Here is a 22,077-nt window from a genome sequence, read left to right on the forward strand (position 1 = left end):
TCCGTGGAGCACGGCAGCGGTGTCGGACGAGCGTATTCCCCGAAAAGGCCGTCCGCCCCGCCGCGACGGCGCGCGGCGGGGCGGAACCACCCGTGGGGGGCGTCAGGCGTTCCGCAGACTCACGTCGTCCAGCAGGAAGCCGGTCTGCAGGCTGTAGTCCTCGGTGGCGGTGAACGTCACGGTCACCGTCTGCCCGGCGTACCCGGACAGGTCGGCCGAGCGCTGCGTCCAGCCGCCGCCCGCGTGCACGTTGGACCAGGTGCCGAGCGTGGTGCCGTTCACCCGGACGGTGAACGTGTCGTACGCCCGGGTGCCGGACTCGGCGGTCTCGACGCGCAGCCAGAAGTCCAGCGACGCGCGCGTGCAGCCGGCCGGCACGGTCACCGTCTGGCTGATCGACTCGGTACCGGTGGAGCCGTTGCCGCCGAGCCAGGCGAAGCGGGTGCCGCCGTGCGCGGGCCGGCCCGTGTGGGCGGCGATGGCCGCGGTGGTCCCGGTCCACGGCGCGGTACCGCTCTCGAATCCGCCGTTGCCGATCACGCCGGCGGTGTCGCAGGCGCCGCCGCCGCCGGCGCCGACGGCCTGCTGCCACAGGGTGTACGCGATGCCGTCGGCCGCGCGGTCGAGGCCGGTGGTGTTGATGTTGGAGAGGGTGTCGCACGCCCGGTGGTAGCAGGGGTCGTACGACGCGCCGGAGGTGCCGCCCCACTTGGCGGCCTGCGCGGCGGTCTTCCGGGCGCCCGCGCCCATCGCGTAGCCGGACGTGGGGATGGAGTACCGCTCGAAGGAGTAGTCGTCGCTGCGGCCCGCGCCCTCGGTGTTCTCCTCGGGCCGGAGGCCGAGGGAATCCCAGTACGCCTTCATCGGAGCGGCGGCCGCGGAGGTGATGTGGTTGATGAAGTAGCCGCCGTTGACCGAGGCGATCATGTCGAAGTTGTAGTACGCCCTGATCCGGGAGCGTTCCGCCGACGACAGCGAACGGACGTAGAAGTAGCTGCCGTTGAGGCCCTGCTCCTCGTCGGTCCACCAGGCGAAGCGGACCCGGTTGCGCAGGTCCGGGTTCTCCCGGGCGAGCGTCAGGGCGTTCTCCAGCAGGGCGGCGGAGCCGGAGGCGTTGTCGTTCATGCCGGGTCCGGCGGAGACGCCGTCGAGGTGGGCGCCGAACATGTACACGTTGTCGGCGTCGCCCCGGGGCCACTCGGCGATCAGGTTGGGTCCGGCGCCGCTGGTGCAGCCGGAGGTGCAGGGCTGCTCGGTGACGGTGTAGCCGGCGGCCTGCAGCCTGCCCTTCACGTAGGCGACGGAGTCGCGGTAACCCTGGGTGGTGGACCGGCGGTTGCCGCCGTTGCGGGCGGCGACGGCGCTGAGTTCCTCGAGGTGGGCCCGTACCGCGGTGACGCTGATGTCGGGGGCGGCGAGGGCGGTGGTGGTGGAGGCGGGGGACGTGCCGGACGGGGTGGCCGCGGCGGGGAGTGTGCCGAAGCCGAGCACGAGGGCGAGCAGGGTGCCCGCCAGGGCGAATCTTCGTTTCACCTGGACTCCTCCGGACGGTGGCTGTGGGGTCGCCACGCGGGGGACCGGGCATGGCATGTGCATGCCTGGCTGCCAGGAAGAGTCACAGCAAGTGGTTGAGGCCGTCAACGGCGTCGGACGGGGCGGAACCGCTTTTGTCCGAAAGCAGCACAGGGGTTCCGCTATGCGGACGTGGGCGGGGCGGCGGGGGAGTCCACCCCCGCCGCCCCGCCCACGTCCGGGCCCGTAAAGGCCGCTGAAGTCTCAGGCGAGTCCGGGCCCCCGCACCGGGATCGACGTGAACGTCGGCTGGGGCGCCGGGTCTTGGAAGAAGTCGTTCCCCTTGTCGTCCACGACGATGAACGCGGGGAAGTCCTCGACCTCGATCCTCCAGACCGCCTCCATCCCCAGCTCCTCGTACTCGACGACCTCCACCTTCTTGATGCAGTCCTGTGCGAGCCGCGCCGCCGGGCCGCCGATGGAGCCGAGGTAGAAGCCGCCGTGCGCGGCGCACGCGTCGGTGACCTGCTTGCTGCGGTTGCCCTTCGCCAGCATCACCAGCGACCCGCCGGCCGCCTGGAACTGCTCCACGTAGGAGTCCATCCGCCCGGCCGTGGTGGGCCCGAAGGACCCGGACGCGTAGCCCTCCGGCGTCTTCGCGGGGCCGGCGTAGTACACCGGGTGGTCCTTGAGGTACTGCGGCATCTCCTGGCCCGCGTCCAGCCGCTCCTTGATCTTCGCGTGCGCGATGTCGCGCGCCACGACCAGCGGGCCGGACAGCGAGAGCCGGGTCTTCACCGGGTACTTGGTCAGCTCCGCGAGGATCGCCTTCATCGGCTGGTTGAGGTCGATCCGCACGACGTCGCCGGAGTCGTCGAGCTGCTCGTCCGTGGTCTCCGGCAGGAAGCGCGCCGGGTCGGTCTCCAGCTGCTCCAGGAACACGCCCTCGGCCGTGATCTTCGCGACCGCCTGGCGGTCGGCCGAGCAGGAGACCGCGATGGCGACGGGGCACGACGCGCCGTGCCGCGGCAGGCGCACCACGCGCACGTCGTGGCAGAAGTACTTGCCGCCGAACTGGGCGCCGATGCCGATCCTCTGGGTCAGCTCGAAGACCTTCTCCTCGAGCTCCTTGTCCCGGAAGCCGTGCCCGAGCGGCGAGCCCTCGCTCGGGATCTCGTCCAGGTAGTGCGCGGAGGCGTACTTCGCCGTCTTCAGCGCGTACTCGGCCGAGGTGCCGCCGACGACGATCGCCAGGTGGTACGGCGGACAGGCGGCCGTGCCCAGCGAACGGATCTTCTCCTCCAGGAACTTCATCATGGAGGCCTCGTTCAGGACGGCCTTCGTCTCCTGGTACAGGAAGCTCTTGTTGGCGGAGCCGCCGCCCTTGGCCATGAAGAGGAACTTGTACGCGTCGCCGTCCGTCGCGTACAGCTCGATCTGCGCGGGGAGGTTGGAGCCGGTGTTCTTCTCCTCCCACATGGTGAGCGGAGCCATCTGCGAGTAGCGCAGGTTGAGCTTCTGGTAGGCGTCGTAGACGCCCCGGGACAGGGCCTCCTCGTCGCGGCCCTCGGTCAGCACGTCCTGTCCGCGCTTGCCCATGACGATCGCCGTGCCGGTGTCCTGGCACATCGGCAGCACGCCCGCCGCCGCGATGTTCGCGTTCTTCAGCAGGTCCAGGGCGACGAACTTGTCGTTGCCGGAGGCCTCGGGGTCGTCGATGATGCGGCGCAGCTGGGCGAGGTGCGCGGGGCGCAGGTAGTGCTGGATGTCGCGGATGGCCTCCTCGGCGAGCCTGCGCAGCGCCTCCGGCTCGACCTTGAGGAACGTCCGGCCGTCGGCCTCGAAGGTGGACACACCTTCGGAGGTCACCAGCCGGTAGGGGGTGGTGTCCTCTCCCATGGGGAGCAGATCGGCGTACTCGAACTCAGGCATCTCGCCCATTCCTCACTCGACGGAAGACCGCCCGCCTCCGTCGGCGGGCCTTCCCAGCCTAGGACCTGCCCCGGACGGCGGTCCTGTGAGGTCGTCCTCAGTCGCCCGCTCCGCGGGGTAGTCGCGATCTATCGCGTTTGGGTACGCTGCTGCCGTGGACCTTCAGAAGCACGCCCAGCAGCCGGACCCGGCGCCGCGGAGCGCCGGGCTGCGCGCCTCCGACGCCGACCGTGACCGTATCGCCGAACTCCTGCACGAGGCGCACGCCGAGGGCCGGCTGACCGCCGACGAGCACGCCGAGCGCGTCGAGGGCGTGCTGTCCGCCAAGACGCTGGGCGAGCTGGAGGGGTTCATCCAGGACCTGCCCGCCGCCCACCGGCGGCACGCGGCCCCCGCTGCCGCGCCCGGCCGCCCCGCCGCGGGCGTCTTCCCGGTGGACCCCGACGAGAACGTGGTCGCGGTGTTCAGCGCCGCCGCCCGCAAGGGCCGCTGGCGCACCGGCCGCCGCATCCACGCGTACGCGGTCTTCGGCAGTGTGGAGATAGACCTCAGCGAGGCGCTGTTCGACCACCAGCAGGTGATGATCAAGGCGTTCTCCGTCTTCGGCAGCGTCGAGATCCGCGTCCCGGAGAACGTGTCGCTGCGCGGCACCGGCGGCGGCGTGCTCGGCGCCTTCGAGGTGGTCCCGCAGGACTCGTCCGACGACAGCGCCCCGGTGGTCTACGTCGACGGCTGGGCGGTCCTGGGCAGCGTCGAGGCCCGCCCGAAGCGCGGCAAGCTCGTGAAGGACATCCTCGACCGCGTGCAGCGCACGGTCGACCGCGGCATGCGCAAGCACCTGGGGCACTGAACACGGCGCGGGCCGAGGCCGGTCGGGGACTCTGTGCATAGGCGCGCGCACATCGGGTAAGCCTTGACGCATCGTCTCCTTGGAGGGCGCCAGGGATTCACGCCGGGCCGTCCCACGTGCATCCACGGCACTCGCCAGCTCGCGAAGCCGTCGTCAGGAGTAGACCGTGCTGCAACCGCCGCATTCGTCCCTGCAGGTAGCCGCCGTTCCGGCCCAGCGAGTGGCAGCGCGGGACAGGGACCAGGACGCCCCCTGGCACACCGAGGCGGTGTGCCGGCGCGACGAGGCGGGCCTGTTCTTCGCGCCGTCGAAGGAACCGACCGCCGCGCGGCTGTCCCGGGAGGAGGCGGCCAAGCGGGTCTGCGCCCGCTGTCCGGTCATGGTGGAGTGCCGCGAGCACGCCCTGCTCCAGCCCGAGCCCTACGGCGTCTGGGGCGGCCTGACCGCGGCGGAGCGCCGCGTCGTCCTGGCCCGCCGCAGGCGCCGCGACATGGAGCTGAAGAAGACCGCCCGGCAGAACCGCATAGCCGCCGCGGGCTGATCCCCGCACCCGACGGAAGGAGGCGCCCTCCCCGCACAGAGGACGCCTCTCCTTCCGGTGGCTCCGTCGTTCTTCCGGTGGCTCCGGGGTCACTTGGCCCGGTCGAAGTCGATCGCGCTGTAGGCCCGCAGCTTGCTGAGCCGGTGCTCGGAGTCGATGCGCCGCACCGTCCCCGACTTGGACCGCATCACGATCGAGTCGGTCGTCGCCGTCTCCGAGCGGTAGCGCACGCCCCGCAGCAGCTCGCCGTCGGTGATGCCGGTCGCCACGAAGAACACGTTGTCGCCGGTGACCAGGTCCTCCGTGGTCAGCACCCGGTCCAGGTCGTGCCCCGCGTCCATCGCCCGCTGCCGCTCCTCGTCGTCCTTCGGCCACAGCTTGCCCTGGATGGTGCCGCCCAGGCACTTCACCGCGCAGGCCGAGATGATGCCCTCGGGGGTGCCGCCGACGCCCAGCAGCAGGTCGATGCCGGTGCCCTCGCGCAGCGCCAGGATCGAGCCGGCCACGTCCCCGTCGGAGATCAGCTTGATGCGCGCCCCGGTCTCCCGGATCTCCTTGATGATGCCCTCGTGCCGCGGCCGGTCCAGGATCACCACGGTGACGTCCTCGGGGGTGGCCCGCTTCGCCTTGGCGACCCGGCGGATGTTCACGCTCACCGGGGCGTTGATGTCGACGAAGTCGGCCGCCTCCGGACCGGTGACCAGCTTGTCCATGTAGAACACGGCCGACGGGTCGAACATCGAGCCGCGCTCGGCCGCCGCCAGCACCGCGATGGCGTTGGTCATGCCCTTGGCCGTCAGCGTCGTGCCGTCGATCGGGTCGACCGCGATGTCGCACTCCGGGCCGGTGCCGTCGCCCACGCGCTCCCCGTTGAAGAGCATCGGGGCCTCGTCCTTCTCGCCCTCGCCGATGACGACGACGCCGTTCATCGAGACGGTGGAGACCAGGGTGCGCATGGCGCGGACCGCGGCTCCGTCGGCGCCGTTCTTGTCACCGCGCCCTACCCAGCGGCCCGCGGCCATCGCGGCCGCCTCGGTGACCCGTACGAGCTCCAGGGCGAGGTTGCGGTCGGGGGCCTCGGAGGGGACATCGAGCTCGGACGGCAGATGGTGGTGTTCGGTCATCGGAGCGCACCTTTCTGTACGACGACGGCCGGTTGAGGGTATGGCCATGACTCTATCGCCAGACAGGCAGAATGAGCAGGGGACCCCACGGATGAGCGCCGCGGACACCTGCGACGATAGGAGGCGTGGCAGGAACGAACAGCATCCAGAAGTCGGCCAGGGACATGGTCCTGTCCCTGGCGCTCATCGTGCTCGCGGCGGGAGTGGTGTGGCTGTTCCTCCCGCACACGGGCGGTGAGCCCGAGATCAAGCGCGTCGACTACCGCATCGACCTGCTGACCGCCCGCCGGGCCGCCTCCTACCCGGTGGCCGCCCCCGAGGGGCTGCCCGAGGCGTGGAAGCCCACGTCCGTGCGCTACCGCGCGGCCGAGGACGAGTCCTGGCACCTGGGCTTCCGCACCCCCGACGGCGAGTACGCGGCGGTCGAGCAGTCCACCGGCAAGCGCGCGGCGTTCATCGAGGACAAGACGCAGCGGGCCGAGCCGACCGGGGCGACCCAGCGGATCGACGGCAAGACCTGGACGCGCTACGAGGGCGAGCACTACGACGCCCTGGTGCTGGAGGGCACCCCGGACTCGACGACCGTGGTGACCGGCACGGCGTCCTTCGGGGAGCTGACGAAGATGGCGGAGGCGCTGCGCACGGAGTGACCGGCGCGCACGCACGAGGGGCGGGGCCCCGGATCACCGATCCGGGGCCCCGCCCCTCTCCGTCGTCCCGCCCGGGGCTCAGACGGTGGTGACGACCTGCTCGTACTCCAGGCGCGGGCTGCGCGGGAACCAGGCGTCGGGGCCGGGGCGGCCGATGTTCACGACCATCAGCGGGGTGTGGTCGTCGTCCAGGAACTCCTTGCGCACGCCCTCGAAGTCGAGGCCGGTCATCGGGCCGGCGGCCAGACCGGCGGCACGGACGCCGATGATGAAGTACGCGGCCTGGAGGGAGGCGTTCAGCGCGGCGGAGGCCTCCCGGACCGGGCGCTCGCCGAAGACGGCGTCCTTGGCCTGCGGGAAGTGCGGGAAGAGGTGCGGCATCTCCTCGTGGAACTCGTTGTCCGCGGAGAGGATCGCGACGAGCGGCGCGGTGGCCGTCTTGGCCCGGTTGCCCTCGGCCATGTGCCGCACCAGGCGCTCGCGGGCCTCGGGGGAGCGGACCAGCGTGATGCGCAGCGGCGACTGGTTCATGGACGTGGGGCCGTACTTGATCAGGTCGTAGACCGCCCGGACCTGCTCGTCGGTCACCGGCTCGTCGGTGAACGCGTTGGCGGTGCGCGCCTCGCGGAACAGCAGGTCCTGGGCGGCGGGGTCGAGAAGGAGAGACATGCGTGACCTCATGGGGTGTGTGACGGCCCGTACGGAATTAACGGACCACGGTCCGGTTTACGGGACGAGCGTACCCCTATGAAGTTCAACGTTCAACCGAAGTCAGTCCTCCTCGGCGGCCCCGGCCTCCTCCTCCTCCGCGAGCGCCGCGTCCAGCCGGGCCCGCGCCCCGTCCAGCCGGCGCCGGCACACCTTCGCCAGCTCCTCGCCCCGCTCCCAGAGCGCGAGCGACTCCTCCAGCGTCGTACCGCCCGCCTCCAGACGGCGTACGACCTCGATCAGCTCGTCCCGCGCCTGCTCGTAGCCGAGCGCCTCGGCCGCCGCCTGCTCCGTCCTGCCGGTCATCCCATCCACCTCACGCATCGACCCGTACCGTGAACTCGCCCGCGGACACCCGCGCCCGCAGCACCTCGCCCGCCTCCACCTCACCGGGAGCGCGCACCGCCTGCCCGTCCTCCCGCTGCAGCACCGCGTACCCGCGCTTCAGCGTGGCGGCCGGGGAGAGGGCCACCACGCGCGCGTGCGTGTGCGTCAGCTCGGAGTCGGCCCGGTCCAGCCGGTGGCGCAGCGCCCGCCGGCCCCGGTCCAGCAGCGCCGTGACCTCCTCGGCCCGCGCGTCGACCATCCGGTGCGGATCCTGGAGCGACGGCCGGGCCAGCGCGTGCGCCAGCCCCCGCTCCTCCCGCTCCAGCAGGGCGCCCACACAGCGGCGCGCGCGGTCCCGCAGCATCCGCACCCGCTCGTACTCCTCGCCCACGTCCGGCACCACCTTCTTGGCGGCGTCGGTCGGCGTGGAGGCGCGCAGATCGGCGACCAGGTCCAGCAGCGGGCTGTCCGGCTCGTGCCCGATCGCCGAGACGACCGGCGTACGGCAGGCCGCCACCGCCCGCACCAGCTGCTCGTCCGAGAACGGCAGCAGGTCCTCCACGCTGCCCCCGCCCCGCGCCACGACGATCACGTCCACCTCGTCGAGCGCGTCCAGCTCCCGCACGGCCTGGACCACCTGCGGCACCGCGTGCACCCCCTGCACCGCGACGTTCCGCACCTCGAAGCGGACCGCCGGCCAGCGGTGCCGCGCGTTCTCCAGCACGTCCCGCTCGGCCGCCGACGCGCGCCCGCACACCAGCCCGACCAGCCGCGGCAGGAACGGCAGCGGCTTCTTGCGCTCCGGCGCGAACAGCCCCTCGCGCGCCAGCGACTTCTTCAGCTGCTCCAGCCGCGCCAGCAGCTCCCCGACCCCCACCGGCCGGATCTCGGCGGCCCGCAGCGACAACTGCCCCCGGGGCGCGTACCACTCCGGCTTGCAGTGGACCACCACCCGCGCGCCCTCGCTCACGACGTCCGCGACGGCGTCGAACACCTGCCGGTAGCAGGTCACCCCCACCGAGACGTCGTACGAGGGGTCGCGCAGCGTCAGGAACACCACCCCCGCACCCGGCCGCCGCGACAACTGGGTGATCTGCCCCTCCACCCACACCGCGCCGAGCCGGTCGATCCACCCGCCGATGAGCCGCGACACCTCTCCCACCGGCAGGGGGGCGTCCGCGGACGTGTTCACAGCCATGCCCGCGAGCGTAGTGCGCCCCGCCGACACCGGTACGCCGCCACCGGCGGAGCACCGCGCCCGGACCCCGCGCACACGGCCCGTACGATGGGACGCATGACCGCTTCGACTGGCCGCCGTGTCCTGCTCGCCGCCCCCCGGGGCTACTGCGCGGGGGTGGACCGCGCCGTGATCGCCGTCGAGAAGGCCCTGGAGCAGTACGGGGCTCCCGTCTACGTCCGGCACGAGATCGTGCACAACAAGTACGTCGTGCAGACCCTGGAGAAGAAGGGCGCGATCTTCGTCGAGCGGACGGAGGAGGTGCCCCCGGGCAACATCGTGATGTTCTCCGCGCACGGCGTCGCCCCGGTCGTCCACGAGGAGGCCCAGCGCGGCCGGCTCGCCACCATCGACGCCACCTGCCCGCTGGTCACCAAGGTCCACAAGGAGGCGGTCCGCTTCGCCAAGGAGGACTACGACATCCTCCTGATCGGGCACGAGGGCCACGAGGAGGTCATCGGCACCTCCGGCGAGGCCCCCGACCACATCCAGCTGGTCGACGGCCCCGGTGACGTGGAGAAGGTCGAGGTCCGCGACCCGTCGAAGGTCGTCTGGCTCTCCCAGACCACGCTCAGCGTCGACGAGACCATGGAGACCGTCGACGCCCTCAAGGAGAAGTTCCCCCAGCTCATCTCCCCGCCGAGCGACGACATCTGCTACGCCACGCAGAACCGCCAGCTCGCGGTGAAGCAGATGGGCGCCGAGGCCGACCTGGTCATCGTGGTCGGCTCCCGCAACTCCTCCAACTCCAAGCGGCTGGTCGAGGTCGCCAAGCTGGCCGGCGCCCGCGACGCCCACCTGGTGGACTTCGCCGACGAGATCGACGAGGCCTGGCTGGAGGGCGTCTCCACGGTCGGCGTCACCTCGGGCGCCTCGGTGCCGGAGGTGCTGGTCGAGCAGGTCCTGGAGTGGCTGGCGCAGCGCGGCTTCGAGGACGTGGAGATCGTCAAGGCGGCCGAGGAGTCCATCATCTTCTCCCTGCCCAAGGAGCTCCGCCGTGACCTGCGCGAGGAGGCCGCCGCGCTGGCGGCCGAGCGCGGCGGCGCCGGCGGCGAGGGCTAGCCGTATTGCCCCGCGTGCTCACCCGGGGGCGGTCGCGGTCACGGCGTTCGACCCCGTGGCCGTCCCCCGGTCGTCGTACCGTGGTGCCATGCAGATCTTCGGCGTGGACATCGGCGGATCCGGGATCAAGGGCGCCCCGGTCGACCTCGACAAGGGGGACCTGGCGCAGGAGCGCTGCAAGGTCCTCACCCCGCACCCGGCCACGCCGGACGCGGTGGCCGACGGGGTGAAGCAGGTCGTCGACCACTTCGGCTGGACCGGTCCGGTCGGCGTCACCTTCCCCGGCGTCGTCACCGACGGCACCACGATCCGCACGGCGGCCAACGTCGACAGGGGCTGGATCGACACCGACGCGCGCGTCCTGCTCGGCGACCGCCTGGGGGGCCTGCCGGTGACGGTGGTCAACGACGCGGACGCGGCCGGCATCGCCGAGATGCACTTCGGCGCCGGCCGGCACCGCAAGGGAACGGTGATCGTGCTGACCTTCGGCACCGGCATCGGCAGCGCCCTGTTCGCGGACGGCGTCCTCGTCCCCAACACCGAGCTGGGGCACCTGGAGCTGGAGGGTCACGACGCGGAGACGCGGGCGTCCAGCAAGGCCAGGGAGGACCACGACCTGTCGTGGGACGAGTGGGCGCACCGGGTGCGGAAGTACCTCGCCCACGTGGAGATGCTGTTCTCGCCCGAACTGTTCGTGATCGGCGGCGGCGTCAGCCGCAAGGCGCACAAGTTCCTGCCGAGGATCGAGGGCATCAAGGCGGAGATCGTCCCGGCCCACCTGCAGAACAACGCGGGCATCGTGGGGGCGGCGATGCGGGCGGCGACGGGGGTGTAGGCCGGGAGGGCCGGCCGGGTCCGTGCGGGCGGCGGGCGTCGGACCCCCGGGCCCCGGGGCTTGTTGCCGGGCGGGCGCCGTGTCGGGCCCGGGGGCGGTTGTGGGGCAGGCGTCGCGCCGGGCCCGCAGGGGCGCGCGGGCGCGGGCGTTGCGTCGGGCCCGGAGGCGGTCGTGTGGGGGCAGGCGTCGCGCCGGGCCCGCAGGCGATCGCCGGGCGGGCGCCGTCAGGCAGCCGCCTCGTCCGCCCGCTCCTGTGCGAGGCGCCGGTTGGCCGTGCGGACCCGCCGCACCCGGCGGACGATCACCAGCACACCCGCGACCAGCGTCCCGCCGTAGAGCCACCCGGCCTGGGTGGCGAGACCGGTCACCATGCCCATCAGCCGGTCCGGCGTGCTCCCGCCGCCCTCGTCGGCGACCGGCACCAGCCCCACGGCGAAGGCGATCGGCACCACCACGGGCGCGATGAGCAGGTCCCCGTCGCGCACCCACAGCGCGGTCAGCACGCACACCGGCAGGAACAGCACCCCGTACACGGTCGGCGAGGCGCCGAACAACACCTCCGTGAGCAGCCCGAGCACCAGCATCACGGCCCCGCAGAACAGTCCGCCGCCCAGCCCGGTGAGCCGGGGGCCGGGCACGCGCCGCGCGGTGGGCGGGGGAGCGGGCCGGTGTCGCGGGGACCCCTGGGCGCGCGGGGACCGGGTGACCCCGCTGCCCGCCGCCCGCCCCGCCCGCGGGGGCAGCGGCGGCCCGGGCAGCCGTGACGTACGGGGGGTCGCCGACGGGCTCGGCGCCGGCTCACGTCGCGGTCCGTGCTGGGCGGGGCGCGTCCTGGGTTGCTCCACCGGACCAACTTAGGTCGTTTTATGTGCCCGGCAGCCCCGCAGACACGCCGGTATCCGGCCATCGGCCGGGTGTTCGGCACAACCGCCGGTCGGCCGCGGACACGCCGTAGACTGGTGGATCGGTCCACGCCGGCCCCTCGGCCGGTCCTCGCCCCCCTCCTCACGTACGGGAAGTCGCAACGTGTCGCTCACGATCGGAATCGTCGGTCTGCCGAATGTCGGCAAGTCGACCCTGTTCAACGCCCTGACCAAGAACGACGTGCTGGCGGCCAACTACCCGTTCGCCACGATCGAGCCCAACGTGGGCGTCGTGGGCGTCCCCGACCCCCGGCTGACCAAGCTGGCGGAGATCTTCGGCTCGCAGCGGATCCTCCCGGCCACGGTCGACTTCGTCGACATCGCCGGCATCGTGCGCGGCGCGTCCGAGGGCGAGGGCCTGGGCAACAAGTTCCTCGCGAACATCCGCGAGTCCGACGCGATCTGCCAGGTCATCCGCGCCTTCAAGGACGAGAACGTCGTCCACGTCGACGGCAAGGTCTCGCCGAAGGACGACATCGAGACGATCAACACCGAGCTGATCCTCGCCGACCTGCAGACCATCGAGAAGGTCCTCCCGCGCCTGCAGAAGGAGTCGCGGATCAAGAAGGACGTCGCGCCCAAGGTCAAGGCGGTCGAGGAGGCCAAGGAGATCCTGGAGAAGGGCGACACGCTGTTCTCGCAGGGCATCGTCCAGGGCAGCGAGCGCGCGGAGCTCCTCCACGACCTGCACCTGCTCACCACCAAGCCGTTCCTCTACGTCTTCAACGTCGACGAGGACGAGCTGACCGACGAGGACTTCAAGAACGACCAGCGCGCGCTGGTCGCCCCCGCCGAGGCGATCTTCCTCAACGCCAAGCTGGAGGCGGACCTCGCCGAGCTGGAGGAGGACGAGGCGCTCGAGCTGCTCCAGTCCGTCGGCCAGGAGGAGCCCGGCCTCGCCACCCTCGCGCACGTCGGCTTCCGCACCCTCGGCCTGCAGACCTACCTGACGGCCGGCCCCAAGGAGTCCCGCGCCTGGACCATCAAGAAGGGCGCCACCGCCCCCGAGGCCGCCGGTGTCATCCACACCGACTTCCAGAAGGGCTTCATCAAGGCGGAGGTCATCTCCTTCGACGACCTGGTCGAGACCGGCTCGGTCGCCGAGGCCCGCGCGAAGGGCAAGGCCCGCATGGAGGGCAAGGACTACGTCATGCAGGACGGGGATGTGGTGGAGTTCCGCTTCAACGTGTGAGCGATTCGTCGCTGTAAGTCAAGGGCTTCGTCAAGTCCGCAGGCGGCAAGGGGTTGGCCTTTCCGGGGGTCGACCCCTTGTTGTTGCCCGCGCCGGGGTGTCGCTGGGGTGTCTGCTCCTTCGCCGGGCGTCTGCTCTGTCCATGAGCAGTAAAAGTGGTACGTTATTCGGTACCACTGCGGGGAAGGGTGAGGTCATGTCCATAACTGCGAGCGAGGCCCGCAAGGCTCTCTTTCCGCTGATCAAGAAGGTCAACGACAACCACGAGGCCATCGAGATCGTTTCCAAGCACGGCAATGCCGTGCTCGTCTCAGCCGAGGACTATGCGGCATTGCGTGAGGGCTCGTACCTGCTGCGCTCGCCGGCGAACGCTCGCCGGTTGCTCAAGGCGTACGAGAACGCCCTGGCCAACATCAACGTGTCAGAGCGAGAGCTGATCGACCCCGACTCGCCGGATGCGGCCAGTGAGGGTGCTGAGTGAGGCTCGTCTTCGAAGACCAGGGCTGGGAGGACTACACGTCCTGGCTCAAGAACGACCGCAAGATGCTCGCTCGGATCAACAAGCTCATCGAGGACGTCAAACGCGACCCCTTCACTGGAATCGGTAAGCCCGAGCCACTCAAGTACCACCTGCCAGGTGCTTGGTCGCGGCGGATCGACGACGAGCACCGCCTGGTCTACCTGGTCACGGACAAGGAGATCGTGATTCTCGCGGCTCGCTATCACTACTGAGTTCTCGGTCGGAGTCGGCATACGGGACAGGCCGCTCCCCGCCCTCCCCGCAGAGGAAGTACGTGCCGCCGGCTATCGGGTGCAGTGGCCTTCCCGGCGGGAGGACAAGGTTCTCGACGGAGGTCCGGCGATCGATGTCGAAGTCGCCTGCCGGGCCGGTGCGGCAGCCGGCGACGGGTCTTGCTCGAGGCGGCGGAGCAGAGCGTCTGATGCGGTCATGGGCGGAAGGTGACAGCGCCATCGGACGCGAGGTCCACTCTGGCGAACCTGTGAAGAGGGAGACGGCCAGAGGGGGACAACAGGCACCGGCAGAGCAACAATCCTCGGCGCGTCTCGCAGCGCTCCTCGACGTCATGGACGTGTCCGTCCGTCGGCGAAGTCGCACGGGAGGTCCGTCTGGCAGCGCTGCTCGGCGGGGGTGTGACCGGGGTGGTCGCGGAGGTGGGCCAGGGCGTTGACCCACTGGTCCCAGAGACCGTCAGGCTGGGTGAAGCGGTCCGCGTGGTGGGTGCCGAGCTGGGCGTCGAGGCGGAGAAGGGCGCCGAGGGCTGCGGGCTGGTCGCCCAGCGGATGCCGACGGACTCGGTCCAGTCCGGTGGGGTCGCCCGTTCCAGGCAGGCGCGGTAGGCGCGGCGCAGGGGCTCGATGGCGCCGTCGATCTCAAGGCTCGCCAGGGCCATGGCCGCCCATTCGCGGACGGTCGGGTTGTCGCTGTCCAGCAGGCCGATGAGAGAGGGGCCGCAAGGGGGATCGCCCACCTCCTCGAAGACCTCGATGGCGGCCAGCTGGCCGAAGCCGCTGAGGGAGGGGAGCCCGTCGACGATGGTGGGGATGGCGTCGGAGCCGAGCCGGATCAGCTCCGCGCGGGCGTCGTAGGACTCGTTGGCCTTGCCGTCGAGCCGCTGGACGAGTGTTTCGGTGTGGGAGGTCGTGACGCGGAGTGGTCCCGGCGCCAGAAGGTGGGCAGCCACCAGCAGAGCACCGAGTGGTCGTCGGGCCACGGGGTGCGGTCCTCCGTCGCCCAGTCCTCGAAGGAGTCCCGTGTCAGGTCGATGGGGCGCCAGGCGGGGTCGAGCGGCTCGTCCTCGGCCGGCGGGCGGACGTATCGTCGGCCGTGCTGGTCGCAGGCGCCGAAGTCCTGGTAGTTGCGCTGGGCCTCGATCAGGGAGACCTTGTTCGCCCCGCGGCCCATCGTCGGCCAGCGGAACTGGACCCCGTCGTCCTCCCAGAAGCAGACGGGGCAGATCTCGTACGAGCCGGGCATCGCGTCCAGCACGCGGTGCCCGCAGCACGGGCAGGGGCAGCAGCCGCTCACCTGCGCAGTCTCCTTGTAGACCCCGCCCGTGTGCCATGGTTTTCTCTGCCTCGGGACCCCTGGCCAGTCCGCAGCCAGTCCGCAGGACACCCGTGAATGGCCGTCGGGAGCCAACGCATGCCAACCAGGAAACCTCAGGTCAGAGCCCTGAGTGAAGCTCCGCCGCAGGTCAGGATCAGTCCGCAGACATTCCGCTTCAACGTGTAGCGCCTGATCGCCGGAAGCGGCTGGTCGGGGTAGGAAACCCCAGGTCAGGGGTCAGATCCTCGGGTCTGGCCCCTTCCTTCTTTCTCCTGCGGATGTGGGCCGTTTCCGGGTCGTGCGCTGACTTGGCGCCGACCCTCCGGCCGGGTGTCGGCCGGGGATCACGGGAGGTCAGACGGTACGGATGACAGGGGCGGGTTTGATGTCCTGGGCGTTGATGAGGGTGTGGATGTCGTCCGGGTCGGAGGTCCAGATGACGGCGCCGAGGGTGGCGGCCATGACGACGACGGTGGCGTCGACGACATCGGCAGTGCCTGCCTTGCCGCACAGGATGCCCGCAGCCTTGGCGGTCTCCAGGCCCATGGGCGCGACATCGCATCCGGCGAGGAACTTGCCGAGCCGGACCTGGCGCCGGGCGTCCCGCCACGCTTGGCTCACGACGACAGAGGGGACGTGGATGTCCCGGCCGTCCTCCAGAGCCAGATGGTGGCGGGCCCACATGCGCCGGTCGCCGTTGTCGATGGCGAGGAGCGCACCGGCGTCGTACAGGTAGGGGATGTTCACGCGGCCGAGGTCCTTGAGCTGCTGAGGTACTCGGCGTCGGCGTCGGCCATCTCGGAGCGGGCGGCGGCGAGCTCTTCGGGGGTGAAGCCTCCGTGCTCCGCCTGCCACTCCTGGACCACGGCCCGTCCGGCTCTCAGCCGCAACTCCCGCTCAGCTGCTCCGGCGACGAGCCGGGACAGCGGGATGCCTTCGTCCTCGGCGGCGTCCGCCAGGGCCGCGACCAAGGATTCATCGAGGGTGATCGTCACCTTCTTGGTAGCCATATCAACACCATACTCCTGTATGGCGCCGATGTGGGACGGGTTTCAAGGGGGTGGGGATGACCCCTGTGTCTTTTCCGCTCGACCGCTGGGGCCGGGTGTGTCAATTTAACGGCCCTGTCCCGCGCGTGGCGGTAACGGAAAGTCATTGCTGATGTGCCTGGTCCGAGCTTCAAGGGGGGAGCCGCATACGCGCCATCGAGCAGGACCAGCACGGTGCCGACGGTCGGTTGTTCGAGCGGGAGCGGTGCCCGCCGTCACTGCGATCGTCAGGGAAGCCGGGGTGTCCCCGGCGGCGCGAAGCGGGGCATGGACGTGAAAAGGGGACGGAGTGTGGCGATCTCGGCACGGTAGCGGCTGGCGCGACTGCTCGGTGGCTCGGACCCGGGCGGCTCGTTCGCCGCCTGGATGAACGCGCCGGCCGACGCGCTCCGGCTGGACGTGGAGGGTGTTGGGCCGGTGGTGCTTCCGCTGCGCGCGCCGCGTACGAAGAAGCTGATCGAGGTGGCGCGGCCGGCGAAGTTCGGGCGCGGTGAGGAGACGTTGAGCGACTCCGGTGTCCGCGACACCTGGGAGATCACTCCTGACCGGTTCGAACTGGGCGGGACAGGGGGGCGCCGATGTTGGGCGCCGCCCTGGAATACTTCCGTGACGAGCTCGGGCTGCCGGCGAAGACCCGGCTGCGGGCCGAGCCGCACGCGCTTCTCGTGTACGGCAAGGGCCAGTTCTTCCTTCCCCCACCAGGACTCCGAGAAGGACGACGCGATGGTGGGGACGCTGGTGGTGTCGCTGCCTTCGGCGCACACCGGCGGCGAACTGGTGGTGGAGCACGGCGGTGAGAGCAGGGTCTACCGGGCGTCGAAGGAGCGGCTGACCTTCGTCGCCTTCTACGCCGACTGCCGGCACGAGGTCAAGCCGGTGAAGTCGGGCTATCGGGTGACCCTCACCTTCAACCTGCTCGCCGAAGCCGAAGCCGAAGCCGAAGCCGAAGCCGCGTCCGGGGACGTCGGCCCGGTCGCCGACCTCGCGGTTTGCCTGACCGAACACTTCGCCGAGCCGGCCCTCCCGCGCTGGGGAGGCCGGGAACTGCCTCCGCCGAACCGGCTGGTCTACTTGCTTGACCACGAGTACACCCAGCGCGGACTGTCCTGGAGCCGCCTCAAGGGCGCGGACGCCGAGCGCGCCGCGCTGCTGCGTACCGCCGCGGCGCGGGCCGGCTGCGAGGCGGTGCTCGCGCTTGCCGAGGTGAAGGAGACCTGGGACGCCTGTCCGCCCGGCGGCGGTGACCCGTGGGACCGCAACTACTACGACGACTCCTATGACGAGGAGGATGAGGAGGACCTGGCCCCCGGCGCCGGGAGCGGCGCCCACGAAGACTATGCGGACTACGAGCTCAACGACCTGATCGACGACGAGATCACTCTCGGCTGGTGGACCCGCCCGGACGCCGGGGGCGGCGAGGCGATCTGTCTGCCCGTCTCCTATGAGGAGCGGTGTGCCTCCACGCCGAACAAGAACCTGGAGCCCTTCCGGTCGGAGTATGAGGGCTACATGGGCAACTACGGCAACACCCTTGACCGTTGGTACCGACGTTCCGCGGTCCTGCTGTGGCCGCACGAGCGGGCGTTCGCGGCCCGGGCCGAGGCCGGCCCCGAAGGCGCGCTGGCCGAGCTGCGCGACCGGATCGCGGCTGGGGAGCTGGACAGGGTCCGGGCCGATGCGATCTCGGGCCAAGAGGCGCTCATCCGGTACGCCGCTGCACTGGGCGGCGAACTGCACCAGACGATCTACTTCGACAACGGGGACATCGCGGCCATCGCATGACGTGGCTGCCCGACTGAGCTGCCAAGCCGTTGGTCCGCGGAGTGCTGCCGCATGCTGGTCGGCTGCTGGTGCGAACATCCCGCGCGCCGCCCGGTGCGCTGTTTAAAGGCGGCGATGGCGCTCTCGTGCAGCGACACGGACACGGGCCGGACAGGGCCCTTCCCGGGAACGGATGCGGCGTCAGCCGTGTCGGCCGCTTCAACGGGGGTTTTGTCGTTCGGTTCGGGTGTTCGGTCGGTCCGCCGCGTGCGCTCATACTCGGGACATGAACCGGGCAGGGACGTATGACTATTTCGGGGACGTCGGCCGCGTTCCCGAATTGCTGGCGCGGGTCGAGCGTGGGGACGACGCCGAGGCGTGGGAGGAGCTGGGGCGCCGGCTGCTGCTCGAGCACGACACCGTGTTTCCCGCCAGCTTCGCCGCACTGCCGCGGCTGGTGCCTCTCGCGTCGCACCGTGCGCAGGCGCGTGAGCTCGCCGGGTCGATCGTGATGTGCGCCGCCGGCCCTCATGGCTGTGACGATCTGCTGGCGGATTGCGCCGACGCGATCGCGGCGTTCCGCGAGATCCTGGACCGGCACCTGCGGTCGAGGCCGGAAGGCTACCTGGCGAGCTTCCGCTTTCTGCTGGCGACCGAGGAGCAGCACCACTGGAGCGCGGTACTGGGGGACTTCTCGGACGACTTCTACGAGGTCGCCTGCCCGCACTGCGCCGCCGACGTGACGATCGCCATCGGCGAGTACGGACGGTACTCGGCGGTCCGGGACTGGAACCTCGGGGACGTGGACCGACGCGAACTGCGGCGCGCGGACTCGGCGGCCCTCTCCGGTGTCGGACGGTGGATGCACGAGACGGCCGTCCGCGATGGCCAGGACCTGCTCGCCGACGGCATCGCCCACCTCTTCGGCCGAGCGGAATGCCCCCGCTGTGCCAGCGCCTTCACCATCGCTGAGGAGTACACGGCCGCCAACCGTCCGGTCATGCGGGCGGTAGGTCAGTAACATCGATGTTAGTGACTGTGAGGTCAGCAACAGGCGGGCGTCAGACCAGTTCCGGCCGTGCGTCCGGCGACTCGGGCGATTCAGGCGACTTCGGGGAGTCGGCCGTCCCCTGTGACTCGGCCGCCTCCGTCACCTCGGTCGGCTTCCGGAATCCTGCCGCCTCCGGTGCGGACCGAGGGCCCGGAATGGACACCTCTGCGTCCCGCCCCCGCGCCGTCCGCACGTACGCGTGGATCACCCCGCCGGTCACCAGCAGCAGGAGCGGGCCGAACAGCCACGGGCGGGCGGCCATTTCCGCCGGCAGCCAGCGGTACGCCGACAGCAGCGCGGCGAAGACGCTCGTACCGAGGGCGACCAGGCGGACGCTCGCGCGGTCCCAGCCGTGCGCGGAGCACCGCACCGCCGTCTCGATCGTCAGGGCGAACACCACGCCGGCGAGCAGGTCGGCGCCGTAGTGGTAGCCGAAGCCCAGGGTCGCGGCGAGGGTGCCGGCCAGCCAGAAGGCGCCCGCCCAGCGCACCGCGCGGGAGCCGTCGCGGGTGTGGACGAACAGGGTGACCGCCCACGCGGTGTGCAGGCTGGGCATGCAGTTGCGCGGGGTGACGCCGTCGAACGGGATCGGCTGCGGGTCGGTCACCGGCGGCAGGGTTTCCGGCCAGAGGTCCGCCGTCGCCCAGGCGCCGCCGTCCGTGCCGTACGCGAAGACCGGACCGACCACCGGGAAGATCATGTAGATCGCGGGGCCGAGCAGGCCGATCACCAGGAACGTGCGCACCAGGTGGTGGGCGGGGAAGCGGCGCTCCACCGCGACCCGGCGCAACTGGTAGAGGCCGACGAGGGCGGCGGCCAGCGGGAGTTGGCCGTAGACCACGTTCAGGACGCCCGTGCTGACCGGCGCGGTGGCGTCCAGGAGGCGGCCGGCCAGCCACGACGGATCGGCCAGGGCGTGGTCCGCGGCCGCCACGTAGGCGTCGAGGACGGTCGGCCGGGTCTCCGACGTGATCAGCAGCCAGGTGTCACCCGTCTTGTGGCCGGCCACCAGCAGCAGGCCCAGGCCGGTGCCCTTCAGCAGCAGCATCCGTTCCTGCCCGGTGCGGCGCGTGAGGCCGAGGACCGCGCAGCCCAGCACCACCCACAGCGCGCCGTTGCCGAAGTTCATCTCGGCGTCGAGCGCCCACCGGACCAGGAAGAAGACGACGTCGACGCCGGCGGCGACGCTCAGCGCGATCAGCCGCTGCCGCCAGGTGAGCACCACCATCGTCAGTGCCAGACCGCCGTAGAGCAGCGGACCCGACTCGGGGGCGAAGATCGCCTCCCGCGACTGTTCGGTGATCGGCCCCGAGAAGCCGTAGCCGCGCGCCACGATCTCCAGCGCGACGAGGAAGCCCAGGGTCGCCGCACCCGCCGCGGTCCACAGGACCACGCGGGGCCGGCGCCACGTGGCGGGCTGCGTCCCGCGGTCGTCCCGCGGCGGTATTCGAGTGGGTTCGGTTGTCAACTGGTTCGCCTGGTGATTCGTTTGCGGGCAGGTGGCTTCACGGGCATGGGGCGCATATGCGCCGAAGGGCAGGGTGGGCTGGGTCTTCCGGTGGACAGCCGGTGAATGAGGACATCCGTCGTGAGCTCGAACATGTTAACGGGGGTGGGCGGGGAGTCCATGGGTCGGCTGTGTCGCGGCTGTGTCGCAGCTGTGTCGGGCGGTCGTGCCGCATCCGTGCCGGGCGGTTGCGCCGCATCTGTGCCGGGTGTCCGGTGTCCGGATCGGAACGGCGGGGTCCATAGGTCGTCGAGGCACCCTTGTGCAATTCCTGTAGAACCCTCAATCTTTCGGCTGACGCGCCTGGATGTGACGGCTGCATTGTCATGATCCTGTCACGCAAGCGTGCTCCGGCACGTGCGCACCCGTGCGTCGCCGCACCGCCCCGCACCATCCCCCACATGAACGCGCACCACCGATTGAGGAGGAACCCTCCATGGCAGTGATGCGTCACCCCCGGCGAAGACTGGCCGTCCTCGGCGCCGCGGCCTCCGCGGCGCTCGTCACGAGCCTGGTCTCCGCACTCCCCGCGGGAGCGGCGCCGGCCGCACCCGAAGGCCGCATCCAGTACGCGGGCGCCGCGAACGCCGTCGACGGCAGCTACATCGTGACCCTGAAGGCCGACGAGGCCCGTTCGACCACCGGCGAGGGCCGTGCCCTGGCCGAGAAGTACGGCGCCGCCATCGAGCGCACCTACAGCAAGGCGCTCAACGGCTACGAGATCGAGGCATCCGAGGCCGAGGCGAAGCGTCTCGCCGCGGACCCGGCCGTCGCCTCGGTGGTGCAGAACCGCACCTTCACCGTCACCGCGACCCAGTCCAACCCGCCCTCCTGGGGCCTGGACCGGATCGACCAGCGCAACCGCCCCGTCAACCGGGCCTACACCTACCCCGACTCGGCCGGGCAGGGCGTGACGGCGTACATCATCGACACGGGCGTCCGCATCAGCCACAGCGACTTCGGCGGCCGCGCGTCCAACGGTTACGACGCCGTCGACCGCGACAACGTGGCCCAGGACGGCAACGGCCACGGCACCCACGTCGCCGGCACCGTCGCGGGCAACGCGTACGGCGTCGCCAAGAAGGCGAGGATCGTCGGCGTCCGCGTGCTCAACAACTCCGGCTCCGGCACCACCGCGCAGGTCGTCGCCGGCATCGACTGGGTGGCGCGCAACGCGGTCAAGCCGGCCGTCGCCAACATGTCGCTCGGCGGCGGCGCGGACAGCACGCTCGACGCGGCCGTCCGCAACGCCATCGCGGCCGGCGTCACCTTCGTCGTCGCGGCCGGCAACGAGTCCACCAACGCCTCCACCAAGTCCCCGGCCCGGGTGTCCGAGGCGATCACGGTCGGCGCCACCACGTCCACCGACTCCCGCGCCAGCTACTCCAACTACGGTTCGGTGGTGGACCTGTTCGCGCCCGGTTCCTCCATCACCTCCGCCTGGCGCACCAGCGACACGGCCACCAGCACCATCTCCGGCACCTCGATGGCCAGCCCGCACGTCGCCGGCGCCGCCGCCCTGTACCTGGCCGGCAGCCCGTCGGCCACCCCCGCCCAGGTCTCGTCCGCGCTGACCTCCTCCGCCACCACCGGCGTGGTCACCAGCCCGGGCAGCGGTTCGCCCAACCGCCTGCTGTACGTGGGCTGAGCGCACCCGCTCCGTACGCGCCGGGCGCACGCGCTCCCTGCGTGCTGAGCGCACCCGCTCCGTACGCGCGGGGCGCACCCGCCGAGGTGCGGACACAGAG

General features: G+C 71.1%; 22 protein-coding genes and 1 pseudogene. 11 read left to right on the top strand and 12 right to left on the bottom strand.

The annotated features are described in order from the left end of the window. Nucleotides 1-102: 102 nt before the first annotated feature. Nucleotides 103-1,533, bottom strand: a complete 1,431-nt coding sequence (locus ACWH4W_RS10830; RefSeq protein WP_473075552.1) for a M20/M25/M40 family metallo-hydrolase — start codon at nt 1,531-1,533, stop codon at nt 103-105. Between the two features lie 243 nt (nt 1,534-1,776). After that, nucleotides 1,777-3,453 carry a fumarate hydratase gene (locus ACWH4W_RS10835; protein WP_473075553.1) on the bottom strand — a complete coding sequence of 559 codons (1,677 nt, stop codon included), beginning with the start codon at nt 3,451-3,453 and terminating at the stop codon, nt 1,777-1,779. 145 nt (nt 3,454-3,598) lie between these two features. On the opposite strand from ACWH4W_RS10835, the gene ACWH4W_RS10840 reads away from it, so the two are divergent. Both ACWH4W_RS10840 and ACWH4W_RS10845 read left to right on the top strand, forming a co-directional pair. Further along, complete coding sequence (locus ACWH4W_RS10840) at nt 3,599-4,294, top strand: DUF1707 SHOCT-like domain-containing protein (RefSeq protein ID WP_473075554.1); 696 nt, start codon at nt 3,599-3,601, stop codon at nt 4,292-4,294. Nucleotides 4,295-4,460: 166 nt separating this feature from the next. After that, complete coding sequence (locus tag ACWH4W_RS10845) at nt 4,461-4,835, top strand: WhiB family transcriptional regulator (protein WP_473075555.1); 375 nt, start codon at nt 4,461-4,463, stop codon at nt 4,833-4,835. A gap of 89 nt (nt 4,836-4,924) precedes the next feature. Here ACWH4W_RS10845 and glpX read toward each other — a convergent pair whose 3' ends face one another. Continuing rightward, nucleotides 4,925-5,959, bottom strand: coding sequence for a class II fructose-bisphosphatase (gene glpX, locus ACWH4W_RS10850; protein ID WP_473075556.1), 1,035 nt, complete (start codon nt 5,957-5,959; stop codon nt 4,925-4,927). Between the two features lie 125 nt (nt 5,960-6,084). Between glpX and ACWH4W_RS10855 the strand changes: the two genes are divergently transcribed. Continuing rightward, complete coding sequence (locus ACWH4W_RS10855; protein WP_473075557.1) at nt 6,085-6,609, top strand: DUF4245 domain-containing protein; 525 nt, start codon at nt 6,085-6,087, stop codon at nt 6,607-6,609. A 78-nt stretch (nt 6,610-6,687) separates the two neighbouring features. Here the strand turns inward: ACWH4W_RS10855 and ACWH4W_RS10860 are convergent, their stop codons facing one another. The 3 genes from ACWH4W_RS10860 to xseA form a co-directional block, all read right to left on the bottom strand. Next, on the bottom strand, nt 6,688-7,278 hold the full coding sequence (locus ACWH4W_RS10860; RefSeq protein ID WP_473075558.1) for a malonic semialdehyde reductase: 591 nt from the start codon (nt 7,276-7,278) through the stop codon (nt 6,688-6,690). 102 nt (nt 7,279-7,380) lie between these two features. After that, on the bottom strand, nt 7,381-7,623 hold the full coding sequence (locus ACWH4W_RS10865; protein WP_473075559.1) for an exodeoxyribonuclease VII small subunit: 243 nt from the start codon (nt 7,621-7,623) through the stop codon (nt 7,381-7,383). A gap of 10 nt (nt 7,624-7,633) precedes the next feature. After that, nucleotides 7,634-8,842, bottom strand: coding sequence for an exodeoxyribonuclease VII large subunit (gene xseA / locus ACWH4W_RS10870; RefSeq protein WP_473075560.1), 1,209 nt, complete (start codon nt 8,840-8,842; stop codon nt 7,634-7,636). An 87-nt stretch (nt 8,843-8,929) separates the two neighbouring features. Between xseA and ACWH4W_RS10875 the strand changes: the two genes are divergently transcribed. Both ACWH4W_RS10875 and ppgK read left to right on the top strand, forming a co-directional pair. Further along, nucleotides 8,930-9,943: a 4-hydroxy-3-methylbut-2-enyl diphosphate reductase gene (locus ACWH4W_RS10875; RefSeq protein ID WP_473075561.1), complete on the top strand. Its 1,014-nt coding sequence runs from the start codon at nt 8,930-8,932 to the stop codon at nt 9,941-9,943. A gap of 88 nt (nt 9,944-10,031) precedes the next feature. Next, nucleotides 10,032-10,778: a polyphosphate--glucose phosphotransferase gene (gene ppgK / locus ACWH4W_RS10880; RefSeq protein WP_473075562.1), complete on the top strand. Its 747-nt coding sequence runs from the start codon at nt 10,032-10,034 to the stop codon at nt 10,776-10,778. 224 nt (nt 10,779-11,002) lie between these two features. Here ppgK and ACWH4W_RS10885 read toward each other — a convergent pair whose 3' ends face one another. Beyond that, nucleotides 11,003-11,416: a DUF6542 domain-containing protein gene (locus ACWH4W_RS10885; protein ID WP_473075563.1), complete on the bottom strand. Its 414-nt coding sequence runs from the start codon at nt 11,414-11,416 to the stop codon at nt 11,003-11,005. Between the two features lie 388 nt (nt 11,417-11,804). Between ACWH4W_RS10885 and ychF the strand changes: the two genes are divergently transcribed. The 3 genes from ychF (at nt 11,805) to ACWH4W_RS10900 (ending at nt 13,625) form a co-directional block, all read left to right on the top strand. Continuing rightward, nucleotides 11,805-12,893, top strand: coding sequence for a redox-regulated ATPase YchF (ychF, locus tag ACWH4W_RS10890; protein WP_473075564.1), 1,089 nt, complete (start codon nt 11,805-11,807; stop codon nt 12,891-12,893). Between the two features lie 196 nt (nt 12,894-13,089). Then, nucleotides 13,090-13,374, top strand: a complete 285-nt coding sequence (locus ACWH4W_RS10895) for a type II toxin-antitoxin system Phd/YefM family antitoxin (RefSeq protein ID WP_111005329.1) — start codon at nt 13,090-13,092, stop codon at nt 13,372-13,374. After that, nucleotides 13,371-13,625, top strand: a complete 255-nt coding sequence (locus ACWH4W_RS10900; RefSeq protein ID WP_009321768.1) for a Txe/YoeB family addiction module toxin — start codon at nt 13,371-13,373, stop codon at nt 13,623-13,625. The genes ACWH4W_RS10895 and ACWH4W_RS10900 overlap by 4 nt, the downstream gene beginning before the upstream one ends. Before the next feature lie 215 nt (nt 13,626-13,840). On the opposite strand, the gene ACWH4W_RS10905 is transcribed toward ACWH4W_RS10900, so the two are convergent. The 4 genes from ACWH4W_RS10905 to ACWH4W_RS10920 all read right to left on the bottom strand — a co-directional run bounded on the left by ACWH4W_RS10905 (nt 13,841) and on the right by ACWH4W_RS10920 (nt 15,971). Next, nucleotides 13,841-14,596 carry a HEAT repeat domain-containing protein gene (locus ACWH4W_RS10905; RefSeq protein WP_473075565.1) on the bottom strand — a complete coding sequence of 252 codons (756 nt, stop codon included), beginning with the start codon at nt 14,594-14,596 and terminating at the stop codon, nt 13,841-13,843. After that, nucleotides 14,479-14,940, bottom strand: coding sequence for a CPCC family cysteine-rich protein (locus tag ACWH4W_RS10910; protein ID WP_473075566.1), 462 nt, complete (start codon nt 14,938-14,940; stop codon nt 14,479-14,481). The genes ACWH4W_RS10905 and ACWH4W_RS10910 overlap by 118 nt, the downstream gene beginning before the upstream one ends. A gap of 375 nt (nt 14,941-15,315) precedes the next feature. Beyond that, nucleotides 15,316-15,708 carry a PIN domain-containing protein gene (locus ACWH4W_RS10915; RefSeq protein WP_473075567.1) on the bottom strand — a complete coding sequence of 131 codons (393 nt, stop codon included), beginning with the start codon at nt 15,706-15,708 and terminating at the stop codon, nt 15,316-15,318. Further along, the gene (locus ACWH4W_RS10920; protein WP_473075568.1) at nt 15,705-15,971 is read right to left on the bottom strand and encodes a hypothetical protein; all 267 of its coding nucleotides are present in this window, start codon (nt 15,969-15,971) and stop codon (nt 15,705-15,707) included. Before ACWH4W_RS10920 ends, ACWH4W_RS10915 begins: the two co-directional genes overlap by 4 nt. 405 nt (nt 15,972-16,376) lie before the next feature. Here ACWH4W_RS10920 and ACWH4W_RS10925 point away from each other — a divergent pair, with 405 nt between their 5' ends. Both ACWH4W_RS10925 and ACWH4W_RS10930 read left to right on the top strand, forming a co-directional pair. Further along, nucleotides 16,377-17,792 (top strand): 2OG-Fe(II) oxygenase, encoded by a 1,416-nt coding sequence (locus tag ACWH4W_RS10925; protein ID WP_473075569.1) that lies wholly within the window; start codon nt 16,377-16,379, stop codon nt 17,790-17,792. Between the two features lie 265 nt (nt 17,793-18,057). After that, complete coding sequence (locus tag ACWH4W_RS10930; RefSeq protein ID WP_473075570.1) at nt 18,058-18,792, top strand: hypothetical protein; 735 nt, start codon at nt 18,058-18,060, stop codon at nt 18,790-18,792. 40 nt (nt 18,793-18,832) lie between these two features. On the opposite strand, the gene ACWH4W_RS10935 is transcribed toward ACWH4W_RS10930, so the two are convergent. Continuing rightward, nucleotides 18,833-20,215, bottom strand: coding sequence for a phosphatase PAP2 family protein (locus ACWH4W_RS10935; RefSeq protein WP_473075571.1), 1,383 nt, complete (start codon nt 20,213-20,215; stop codon nt 18,833-18,835). Nucleotides 20,216-20,765: 550 nt separating this feature from the next. Here ACWH4W_RS10935 and ACWH4W_RS10940 point away from each other — a divergent pair. Continuing rightward, nucleotides 20,766-21,974 (top strand): annotated as a pseudogene (locus tag ACWH4W_RS10940) (S8 family peptidase); the annotation flags it as partial. Nucleotides 21,975-22,077: the final 103 nt, after the last annotated feature.

Source organism: Streptomyces sp. DSM 120436 (assembly GCF_055778765.1).